General features: G+C 63.3%; 10 protein-coding genes and 1 pseudogene. 9 read left to right on the top strand and 2 right to left on the bottom strand.

Annotated features, from left to right (window positions below; genetic code table 11):
- The 9 genes from MAXJ12_RS14580 to MAXJ12_RS14540 all read left to right on the top strand — a co-directional run.
- On the top strand, window positions 1-916 hold a 916-nt coding region (locus tag MAXJ12_RS14580), incomplete at its 5' end, for an AMP-binding protein (protein WP_008836666.1).
- Window positions 913-2,112 (top strand): kynureninase, encoded by a 1,200-nt coding sequence (gene kynU, locus MAXJ12_RS14575; protein ID WP_008836665.1) that lies wholly within the window; start codon window positions 913-915, stop codon window positions 2,110-2,112. The genes MAXJ12_RS14580 and kynU, both read left to right, overlap by 4 nt.
- Before the next feature lie 124 nt (window positions 2,113-2,236).
- Entirely contained in the window at window positions 2,237-3,445 is a 1,209-nt protein-coding gene (locus MAXJ12_RS14570; RefSeq protein WP_008836664.1) for an ABC transporter substrate-binding protein, read from the top strand.
- Window positions 3,446-3,623: 178 nt separating this feature from the next.
- A complete protein-coding gene (locus MAXJ12_RS14565) occupies window positions 3,624-4,406 on the top strand; it encodes an ABC transporter ATP-binding protein (RefSeq protein ID WP_008836663.1) in 783 nt (260 codons plus the stop codon).
- Complete coding sequence (locus tag MAXJ12_RS14560) at window positions 4,403-5,116, top strand: ABC transporter ATP-binding protein (RefSeq protein WP_008836662.1); 714 nt, start codon at window positions 4,403-4,405, stop codon at window positions 5,114-5,116. The genes MAXJ12_RS14565 and MAXJ12_RS14560 overlap by 4 nt, the downstream gene beginning before the upstream one ends.
- On the top strand, window positions 5,116-6,138 hold the full coding sequence (locus MAXJ12_RS14555; RefSeq protein WP_008836661.1) for a branched-chain amino acid ABC transporter permease: 1,023 nt from the start codon (window positions 5,116-5,118) through the stop codon (window positions 6,136-6,138). Before MAXJ12_RS14560 ends, MAXJ12_RS14555 begins: the two co-directional genes overlap by 1 nt.
- Entirely contained in the window at window positions 6,135-7,406 is a 1,272-nt protein-coding gene (locus tag MAXJ12_RS14550; RefSeq protein ID WP_008836660.1) for a branched-chain amino acid ABC transporter permease, read from the top strand. Before MAXJ12_RS14555 ends, MAXJ12_RS14550 begins: the two co-directional genes overlap by 4 nt.
- A gap of 140 nt (window positions 7,407-7,546) precedes the next feature.
- A complete protein-coding gene (locus tag MAXJ12_RS14545) occupies window positions 7,547-9,100 on the top strand; it encodes a phospholipase D family protein (RefSeq protein ID WP_008836659.1) in 1,554 nt (517 codons plus the stop codon).
- A gap of 153 nt (window positions 9,101-9,253) precedes the next feature.
- A complete protein-coding gene (locus MAXJ12_RS14540) occupies window positions 9,254-10,162 on the top strand; it encodes an endonuclease/exonuclease/phosphatase family protein (RefSeq protein WP_008836658.1) in 909 nt (302 codons plus the stop codon).
- A 7-nt stretch (window positions 10,163-10,169) separates the two neighbouring features.
- Here the strand turns inward: MAXJ12_RS14540 and MAXJ12_RS14535 are convergent, their stop codons facing one another.
- Together MAXJ12_RS14535 and MAXJ12_RS14530 are read right to left on the bottom strand one after the other, a co-directional pair.
- Complete coding sequence (locus MAXJ12_RS14535) at window positions 10,170-10,664, bottom strand: GNAT family N-acetyltransferase (RefSeq protein ID WP_008836657.1); 495 nt, start codon at window positions 10,662-10,664, stop codon at window positions 10,170-10,172.
- Window positions 10,665-10,748: 84 nt separating this feature from the next.
- A pseudogene (locus MAXJ12_RS14530) lies at window positions 10,749-11,021 on the bottom strand (L-idonate 5-dehydrogenase); the annotation flags it as partial.

Below are 11,021 nucleotides of genomic sequence, written 5' to 3'. Positions count from 1 at the left end.
CGACGTTTTCGTCGGCTCGCCGCCGCTCGCCTTCACCTTCGGGCTGGGCGGCCTGGCGATCTTCCCGCTGCGCTTCGGCGCGGCCGCGACGCTGCTGGAGCAGGCGACCCCGCCGAAGATGATCGAGATCATCGAGACCTACAAGGCGACGATCAGCTTCACCGCGCCGACCGCCTATCGCGTGATGCTGAACGCCATGGACGAGGGTGCCGATCTGAGTTCGCTGCGCGTCGCCGTGTCGGCGGGCGAGACGCTTCCGGCGCCGATCTATGAAGAGTGGATGAAGAAGACCGGCAAGCCGATGCTCGACGGCATCGGGTCGACCGAAATGCTTCACATCTTCATCTCCAATCGGCTGGGCGATTCCGCGCCTGCGTCCACCGGCAAGCCGGTCACAGGCTACGAAGCCAAAATCGTTGATGACGAGATGCACGAAAAGCCGCGCGGCGAGATCGGCCGGCTGGCGGTGCGCGGGCCGACCGGCTGCCGCTATCTCGCCGACAGACGCCAGACGAAATATGTGCGCGATGGCTGGAATTTGACGGGCGACTCGTTCTGGCAGGACGAGGATGGTTATTTCCACTTCGCAGCCCGCTCCGACGATATGATCATCTCGTCGGGCTACAACATCGCCGGTCCGGAGGTGGAGGCCGCCTTGTTGACCCACGCCTTCGTCAGCGAATGCGCCGTCATCGGGGTTGAGGATGGGGAGCGCGGACAAATTGTGCAGGCGCATATTGTGCTGGCCGCCGATATCGCGCCTGACGCCACGACGGTGAAGGCGCTGCAGGACCACGTCAAGGCGGCCATCGCACCCTACAAATACCCGCGCTCGATAAAATTCATCGAAGCCCTGCCAAAGACACCGACCGGCAAAATCCAGCGCTTCGTGCTCAAAGCCAAGGCTTCGAAATGACTGACGATATTTTCGCCCGGACGCGTGCGCTGTTCGAATTGCCGGAAGGAATCGTCTATCTCGATGGCAATTCGCTCGGACCGCTGCCGCGGACGGTGCGCGAGCGAGTTCTGGCCGAGATCGACCAGGGTTGGGGTGAGCGGCTGATCCGCGGCTGGAACGAGCGCGGCTGGATCGATTTGCAGCTCGATGTCGGCAATCGCATAGCCAGGCTGATCGGTGCGCCGGAAGGCAGCGTGGTCGCGGCGGATTCGACCTCGGTCAATCTGTTCAAGGTGCTGACCGCCGCGCTCGGCATGGCCGGCGACCGGAAGATCGTCCTGTCGGATTCAGGCAATTTCCCGACCGATCTCTATGTCGCGCAAGGCGCGGTGAAGGCGCTCGGACAGGGGCACGAGCTGAAGATCGTCGCTCCGGAAGAGGTCGAGGCGTCGATCACCGCGGATGTGGCCGTGCTGATGATCACGCAGGTCGACTACCGAACGGGCCGTCTGCATGACATGGCCGCGCTGACTGCGAAGGCGCATGAACAGGGCGTGATAACCATCTGGGATCTCTGCCATTCCGCTGGCGCATTGCCGGTCGACCTTGCCGGCTGCAATGTGGATTTCGCCATTGGCTGCGGCTACAAATACCTGAACGGCGGCCCAGGCGCGCCGGCTTTCCTCTATGTCCGTCCCGACCATGCCGACCGGGTTTCGCCGTCCCTTTGCGGCTGGATGGGTCACGAGGCGCCATTCGCCTTCGATCTCGACTACCGCCCGGCGCGCGGCATCGACCGCATGCGGGTCGGCACGCCCGCGATCCTGTCGCTGGCGGCGCTCCACACTGCGCTTGAGGTGTGGGATGGCGTCGACATGAACGCATTGCGCAGGCGCTCGATCGTGCTTTCGGAGCGCTTCATCAAGGAAGTCGAGGCGCGTTGCCCGGAACTCGAACTGGCGTCTCCGCGCGATCCGTCGGTTCGGGGAAGTCAGGTGTCGTTCCGCTTCCGCGAAGGCTACGCCGCGATGCAGGCGCTTATCGCCGAGGGCGTCATCGGCGACTTCCGCGCGCCCGACATCATGCGCTTCGGCTTTACGCCGCTCTATATCAGCGAAGCGGATGTGGTGACGGCGGCGCAGACGCTCGAGCGCATCATGCGCGACAGATTATGGGATAGGCCGGAATACCGCATGCGCAGCAAGGTGACCTGAACCAAAGGCTGGACCTCACTCAATCGCTTGCTGGCCGGTAGGGGTTGATTTATCCGAAGGGCTGGGGCTGGCTACAAAACACCCTATTTCCATATGTCTCAACGGCAACACGGGAGGAAACACGATGAAACGCTTTACCAGGACAATATTCGCAACCGCCATGGTCGGCACGGCCGTGCTGGCCGCTTCGGCCGCCAACGCCGACGTCAAGATCGGCTTCCTCGGCGGCTTCACCGGCCCGATCGAAAGCCTCGTCCCGCCGATCTTCGAGGGCGCCAAGCTTGCCGTCTCCCAGGTCAACGAGCAGGGAGGCATCCTCGACGGCCAGAAGCTCGAGATCGTCTCGGGCGATTCCACCTGCGCCGACGCGACGGCCGCGTCCAACGCTGCCGACCGCATGGTCAATTCCGAGAAGGTGACGGCGCTCGTCGGCCCGCTCTGCTCGGGCGAGACCATCGCCGCGGCCAACAATGCCGCCATTCCGGGCGGAGTTGTCATCGTCTCGCCGGCCGCGACCTCGCCGGCCATCACGGCGCTGGACGACAAGGACCTGGTGTTCCGCACGACATCGTCCGACGCGTATAGCGGCGAGACACTGGCCAAGATCCTGAAGGAAAAGGGCACCGACAACATCGCCATCACCTACGTCAACAACGACTACGGCAAGGGTTTTGCCGATGCTCTGGAAGAGTCGTTCAAGGAACTCGGCGGCACTGTCGCGGCCAAGGAAGCGCATGAGGACGGCAAGGCCGACTACCGCGCCGAAATCGGCTCGCTGGCTTCGTCCGGCGCCGAGATGCTGGTGGTGCTGGCCTATGTAGACGGCTCCGGTCTGACCATCGTCCGGCAGGCACTGGAAGGCGGCGACTTCTCGAAGTTCGCCGGCGGCGACGGTATGGTGGGCGATTCGCTCGTCGCCAACATCGGCGAAGGCAAGCTCGACGGCATGATCGCCACCCGCATCGGCAATGCCACCGGCCCGGGCACGGAGGTGTTCTCGCCCTTGGCGAAGGCAGCCGGTCTCGACCCGAACGCCAATTTCGGCGCGCAGGCATATGACGCCGGCTTCCTGATTGCGCTCGCCATCGAAAAGCTCGGCAAGGACACGCGGGAGGGGCTGAATGCCGCCCTGCGCGAGGTTTCCTCCGAGCCGGGCGAGGTCATTCTTCCGGGCGAATGGGAAAAGGCCAAGAAGCTGATTGCCGAAGGCAAGGACATCAATTACGAGGGCGCCGCAGGCAGCCATGAATTCGACGAAGCTGGCGATGTGCCGGGCAACGTCATCGAAATGGTCGTCGAAGGCAAGGGCTTCAAGGAAGTGGCGGCCAACTAAACCTTTTCATGAACTGGCGGGAGGCCGGGTACGGCCTCCCGCAGCACGATGCGCAAGACGGCGCCGGCTTTTGGGGGCTGGCGACAAGCCGCTGTTGCATCCAAGATAAAGAAGATTGGCGGGGGGGGGGGAAAAAAAGCCGCTGTTGCATCCAAGATAAAGAAGATTGGCGGGTGGGGTGAATACACTCATCGAGGTCAGAAACGTCACGAAACGGTTCGGAAGCGTGGTGGCGGTCGACAATTGTTCGCTCAAGGTCGAGCGCGGCACGATCACCGGCCTGATCGGCCCGAACGGGGCCGGCAAGACGACGATGTTCAACATGGTCGCCGGAGCCTTCGCGCCGACCTCGGGCACCATCCTGCTCGACGGCGAGGACGTTACCGGGCTTGCCGCGCACGAGCTGTATGAGCACGGCCTGTCGCGAACCTTCCAGATCGCACAGGAATTCACACACCTGACCGCGCTCGAGAATTTGATGGTGGTGACCGCGGGCAAGGGCGAGGAATCCTTCTTCGACGCCTGTTTCCGGCGCAGCAAGATCCACGCCGACGAACTGGCCGCCCGGCGCAAAGCCGAGGAAATCCTGCAAATCCTTCGGCTAACCCATGTGAAGAACGAGCAGGCCGGCAACCTTTCCGGCGGCCAGAAAAAGCTCCTGGAACTCGGCCGGGTGATGATGGCGGAGCCCAGCGTGGTGCTGCTCGACGAAGTCGCCGCCGGCGTCAACCGCACGCTCCTGAACGACTTGGCGTCCGTCGTGGAATCCCTTAACCGCGAGAAGGGCCTGACCTTCTTCGTCATCGAGCATGACATGGACCTCATCGCTCGGCTCTGCGATCCGGTCATCGTCATGGCCGCCGGAAAGGTGATGGTGCAGGGGCCGATGGCCGACATCCGCAGGAACCCTGAAGTCATCGAGGCCTATTTCGGCGGTGCGCCGGCGGAGCGCGCATCATGAGCATTCTGAGCATGCGCGATATCCATGCCGGCTATGGTGGAGCAAATATCCTCAACGGCGTCAGCATCGACATCGAGGCCCACGAGATCGGCGTCATCATCGGGCCGAACGGTGCGGGTAAATCGACGACGCTGAAGGCGCTGTTCGGCCTGCTGACGGTGTCGGAAGGCAGTGTCACCTTCGATGGCGCGGATATTACCAACGACAATCCCGAAACGCTGGTGCGGCGCGGCCTTTCCTTCGTGCCGCAGGAGTTCAACGTTTTCCCGACGCTTTCGGTGCGCGAAAACCTGGAAATGGGCGCTTACGTCCGCCGCGACGATTTCCGGCCCCTGATAGAGAAGATATTCGAATATTTCCCGCCGCTGCGCGACAAGCACCGCCAGCCTGCGGGCGAACTGTCGGGCGGGCAGCGCCAGATGGTGGCGATCGGCCGCGCGCTGATGATGGAGCCGAAGCTGCTGCTGCTGGACGAACCGACCGCCGGCCTGTCGCCGCGCTACATGGGCGAGATTTTGGAGCGCGTCATCGCCATCAACGAAAGCGGCGTTGGCATCTTGATGGTCGAGCAGAATGCACGCCAGGCGCTGGCAATCGCCCACAAGGGTTTTGTCCTGGCTGGCGGAAGAAATTCCTTTACCGGCACCGGGCAAGCCCTGCTCGACAATCCGGAAGTGGCTGAAAGCTTCCTCGGCGGGGGAGCACATTGATGGAAGACGTCGGCCTGCTGGCGGCGATGCCAATCAACGAGATCGTGTTCTTCATCAACAAGGTCGTTATCGCCGGATTGATCATCGGCTCCGTCTACGCGCTTGCCGCGGTCGGCATGACGCTGGTTTCGGGCATATTGCGCTTCGCCAATTTCGCCCATGGCGACATCATGACGCTCGGCGCTTTCGTGGCTTTCGTGCTGACCATGCTTATGCCCGGCCTCGGCGCGATGGTCGGCCTGCCCACCGCTTTCGTGGTCATGCCCTTGGCGATGGTCGTCACTGCCGCCGTGACCATCTTCCTCGACAAAAGGTTCTACGCGCCGCTGAGGACCGTCGGCTACAAGCCGATCACGCTGGTCATCGCCTCTTTCGGCGTCATGCTGATGCTGCAGGGCGTGATCCGGCTTTTCTTCGGTACCGCCCCACGTCAGATGTATGTCACCGCCAAGGACATCTACCGCGTCCCGTTCGGCGGACGCGACATCATAGTGACCGAACCGCAGCTGCTTTTGATCGTCTTCACGATCGTCAGCGTCGTCGCGCTGCATCTGTTCCTGACGCGCTCGCGCACCGGCAAGGCGATGCGGGCGATGTCCGACAATGCCGATCTGGCGCGCATTTCGGGTATCAGTACCGGCCACGTCGTGCGCACGACCTGGATCATCGCCGGCAGCCTTGCGGCTGCGGCCGGAACGCTGCTCGCCATGGATGTGAGCCTCAAGCCCGATCTGAGTTTCAACCTGCTCCTGCCGATCGTCGCCGCCATGATCGTCGGCGGGGTTGGGCAGCCTTATGGCGCCATCAGCGGCGGTCTGCTGGTCGGCTTCACCGAAACACTTTCCGTCTTCAACTGGGCAATCCTGCTGCGCCCGCTGAAGCCGCATCTGCCGGAATGGCTGGAAATCCCGGCAAACCTTGCCTTCGTGCCGACCGAATACAAGCTGGTGGTTCCGTTCTTCATCCTCGTCGCCGTGCTGATCTGGCGTCCCCACGGCATCTTCAAGGGGAGGGTGCTGTGATACGGGCCATCGATCTGCGTACGATCACACTTCTCGGCGGGCTCATCGTCCTCGTGGCGCTGATATTCGCCTGGCAAGGCAACGCCTATGGGGTGCGCATGCTGGTCGAGGCAAGCTGCCTCGCCATCGTCGCGCTCGGGCTCAACGTCCAATGGGGCTATGCCGGGCTGTTCAACGCCGGCGTAATGGGCTTCATCGCCATTGCAGCTTTCACCGGAATGCTGGTGTCGTTTCCGGTCAATCCCGTATTCTGGGAGTCGGAAGCGCCCGGCATGCTGCTGCGCACCGGCATCTATCTGGTCATAGGAGTCGCGGCCACATATCTCATCAGCCGCGCCGATCGTATCGGCGTGCCGAAGAAACTCCGCACCGTCCTCACAGTCGTGGCCGCCGCCATAACTTACCTGACGGTGCAGAACGCGCTCGCCCCGGCGGCTGAGCTGATCGAGGAAGGCTCCAGCTTCGTCGGCGGCTTCGGCTTGCCGGTCGGGCTCGGCTGGGCGCTCGGCGGTCTTGTCGCCGGGGTACTCGCCTGGTTCATCGGCCGCATCACGCTCGGCCTGCGGTCCGATTATCTCGCCATCGCCACGCTTGGCATCGCTGAAATCGTCAAATCCTTCCTGAAGAACGCCGATTGGCTGACCAGGGGCACGCTGACCGTGTCGCCGCTGCCCTGGCCGGTGCCGACGCCCAACGAGATCGGCTTCGTGGCCGCGCGCTCCGCCTATCTCGCGCTGACGGCCGTGCTGATCGTCGCGATCTATATATTGCTGCAGCGCGGCTGGGCGTCGCCATGGGGCCGCATGATGCGCGCCATCCGCGACAATGAAACCGCAGCCGAAGCAGTTGGAAAGGACGTGAACCGCCGCCGCCTGGAGATGTTCGTACTCGGCAATATCATCGTCGGCGTCGGCGGCGCAGCCCTTGTCACCTTCGGCGGCATCTTCGATCCGAGCGGCTTCAACCCTATCAACCACACCTTTCTCGTGCTTATCATGGTGGTGCTCGGCGGGTCGGGGAACAATCTCGGGACGATTTTCGGAGCGCTGCTGGTCTATGTCATCTGGACCATGTCTGAGCCCGCCGCGTTGATCCTGTTCCGGTACGGCGCAAGCTGGTTCCAGCAGATGTTCGACATCGCGCCGCCCTCGGACCTGCCGACCCGCGCACTGCAGATGCGTGTCTTCGTCATAGGGCTGACCATTATCCTTGTCCTGCGCTTCGCGCCCAGGGGTCTGTTGCCCGAGAAGGTGATGAAATACGAATAGCCCAAAGCGGGCTTTCGGCGATCTGGACTACGGCGGGCGTTGCCATCATTGCCCGCCGCTCGGCGGCCAATGGAACATTCGTCATGCTTCCGCCTTGTATTAGTGGCCGCATCGGTCCTTGAGATGGTCAAGACGATAGAATGGGCACACTGTCGATAGCGCTGGCCGTCCTGGCGGGACTGGCGCTGGTCCTTTATCTTGCGGTCTATTCCTATGGCCGGTTCGCCCGCCACGAACAGGGCGCGCCATCGGTCAGCCTCGACGTTTCCGAAGGCCGGACAGTGCTCGACGTGGCAATTGCGCCGCTGCTCGAAAGGCATCCGGGTGAAACCGGCCTGCAACTGCTCAGTGGAAACCTGCACGCTTTCGCCGTTCGCGCCGCGGCGGCGCGTAATGCCGGGCGAAGCCTCGACCTGCAATATTATTACTGGAAGGACGATCTGACCGGCAGGCTGCTGGCCAACGAGGTCCTCATGGCCGCCGATCGCGGCGTGCGCGTGCGCCTGCTGCTCGACGACGTCAACGTCAATGGCCGCGACGCCAATTACTGCGCGCTCGACGCGCACCCGAATATCGAGGTGCGGCTGTTCAACCCCTGCCGCAGCCGGGACGGCCCGTTTCGCCGCGGCCTGGAAATGCTGCTGCGCTACTACAGCGTGGTCAGGCGCATGCACAACAAGGCGTGGATCGTTGACGGCCGGCTCGCCATCGTCGGCGGGCGCAACATAGGCGATGCCTATTTCGACGCCGCGGAGGCGTCGAATTTCCGCGACATGGATGTCCTGATGGTAGGGCCTGCGGTTCAGCAGACCGAAGCGATATTCGACGCCTACTGGAACAGCAGCGTCGTCATCCCCATCAAGATTCTTGCGGGCTCGCGCAGGGGCAATCTGCCGAAGCTGCGCCAGACGCTGCAGGCGTCGCCTTCACACGCCGCCGCAATTCCTTATCTCGGCCGCGTGCTGGAGGAAGAAGACGTCCAGGACATGTTGGCGGGCATACAGAAGCTGCACTGGACCGCCAGCGCGCGCGTCGTCTCCGACCCGCCGGAGAAAGCCTTTGACGGAAAACGGGAGAACTGGCTGATAAAGGCCATCATGCCAGCTGTTGCTTCCGCACGCAGCCGCGTGGAGATCGTGTCGCCCTACTTCATCCCCGGGGAGGATGGCGCAAACATACTGCTCGACCTTGTAGCGAAGGGCGTGAGCGTCTCCGTTCTCACCAATTCTCTGGCCGCGACCGACGTGTCGGCTGTCCACGGCGCCTATGCGCGTTACCGCAAACGGCTGATCGAAGGCGGCATCCGGCTGTTCGAGCTTCGTCCGCGCGAGGCAAAGCAGGATATCTCGCTGTTCGGATCGAGCGGCGCCAGCCTGCACACCAAGGCCTTTGTAGTCGACGACAGGACGGGCTTCGTCGGCTCGTTCAATTTCGACCCGCGCTCGGCCTCCCTCAACACCGAAATGGGCATCATGTTCGACCATGCCGAGCTGGCCAGGGAGGTGCAGGCGGTGTTTGCGCAGGAGATGTCGCCACGCCGAAGTTACCGCGTCGTGCTTGGAAACGGCGTTATAGGATGGGAAGATGGGCCGGTTGGCGCAGCCAAGCTTTTGGGCGCCGAACCCGAGGCCAGCCTGCGGCGACGGATGATTGCGATGCTGGTGGGCCTGCTGCCCATCGAGGAGCAACTTTAGAGCGCTGATCCGGGCGAAAGACAGCGCAGCAAGAGGTTTCAGACTTTCGGATAAGATCATGCGGCAAAACAGCAAATCAGGGCCTATTGTGATTCCATCGGAATTGATCAGGCTCTAGAATCAAAAAATCCCTTTCGGCTTGAAAGACACTGAATGCCTCTTCGACGCTTTCGCTTCTTCGATCCGGTCCAGCTCGATCTCCTCAAGCGCGCGCCGCGCCGCCTGGGATCGATAAAGGCCCAGATCAAGAACCGCATCCGTCATCAGCAGCTTGCCGCGCGCGCGGCCGATCCGCACCGGCTAGGTGAAGCCGACAGGCATCAGGTCACCGTCGCTTCCTACAACATCCACAAATGCCTGGGCGTCGACCGTCGTTTCGATCCGGAGCGGATAGCGGCGGTCATCGCCGAGATCGGCGCCGACGTGGTGGCGCTGCAGGAAGCCGACCAGCGTTTTGGCGAGCGCCGCGGCCTTCTGGACCTGCGGGCGCTGGAGGTAGCGTCCGGGCTGACGCTGGTACGGACTTCGCTTGCCCCCAAAGGTCATGGATGGCGCGGCAATGCGCTGCTCATCCGGACCGGCGTGGTGCACAGCGTCAAGCGGCTGGCGCTGCCCGGGGCCGAGCCTCGCGGCGCTCTGGTGGTGGACCTGGAACTGCCTTCGGGGCCATTGCGGGTGGTGGCCGCCCATCTCGGGCTCCTGCGGCGCGTGCGCCGTTGGCAGGTGCGCGCCATCGTCGATGCCGTCGACGACGGAACCCGGATCCCGACGCTGCTGCTCGGCGACCTCAACGAATGGCGGCCAGGGCCGCGCTCGTCGCTCCACGATCTCAGGCCGCTTTTCGGTCCGCTTCCCGCCGCGCCGATGAGCTTTCCGTCCTACTATCCTATGGTGGCGCTGGACCGCGTCATCGGCTCGCCAGGACTGGTCACTGCGCTCGAAGCGCACCACACGCCGTTGTCGGAGGTGGCCTCGGATCATCTGCCGCTCAAGGCAACCATCGACATTCCGGCGGCGCTCGACGCGCTGGGCGTCAGACAACCCGAGCTGCAGCCTTCCTGATCAGGTTCTACGCCAGAGCCAGCGTCCGCGTGAAATAGCGCACCGTCTTCTTACCGCCGTGGATTTGCGCCTGCCCGGCGACCGAAAAGCAGAGGGCGGCGTGGAAGGCGTCGGAGGCCGGGTTCGGCGGGTCCTCATTGACCTCGCATGCGATCAGATCGTGGCCGGCGCGGGCGGCATGGTCGAAGAGGCCGGCATAGAGCCGGCGGGCATGGCCGCGCCCGCGCGCATGGCCGGCGACCACCACGCGGTCGATATACACGAAACGCGGATAGCGGGCGCGAAACCACTCGAAATTCGGGCTGTCGTAGCGGGCGTCCTGGTCGAATGCCAGCAGGAAGGCATCGCCTTCGCCGATCCGCCGCGCGTAGAATGCCTCGCCGAGCAGCCGCGACAGTTCGTCGGGCTCCAGCCACGACAATTCCGCCGCATGCGCGTTATTGAGCGCCAGAACCGCAGCATGCGATGCGGCTGAAATCTCCGACAGATCGTCGTTCGGCACCTTGCTTTCCTTTCTGCTTTGACACGGCAGCCGCTGGTCGTACCGGGTAGGACGGTGGTTGCCAGGCAGGTCTGTGGAGACCACTCAGCCGGCGGTGAGCACGACCTTGACGCTTTGCGAGCGGTCGGCGGCGAGCCTGAGGGCATCGGGAGCCGAAGACAAAGCCCGCTCGGCAGTCACCAGCTTCAGCACGTCGACTTCGCCGCTGACGATCAAATCGACGGCCCGGCTGAATTCCTCACCGAACCGGAACGTGCCCTTGAGGTCGATTTCCTTGGCCATCACGGCGTTGGCGGGCACGGGGATCTGGCCGCCTGGAAGGTTCCCAACCTGGACGACCGTTCCTCCGCGCCGGAC

It is taken from the genome of Mesorhizobium alhagi CCNWXJ12-2, assembly GCF_000236565.1.
In the GTDB taxonomy this organism is placed as follows: domain Bacteria; phylum Pseudomonadota; class Alphaproteobacteria; order Rhizobiales; family Rhizobiaceae; genus Allomesorhizobium; species Allomesorhizobium alhagi.
The sequence above is the reverse complement of the archived record's forward strand: the minus strand, read 5'-3'. Positions and strand labels throughout refer to the sequence as shown.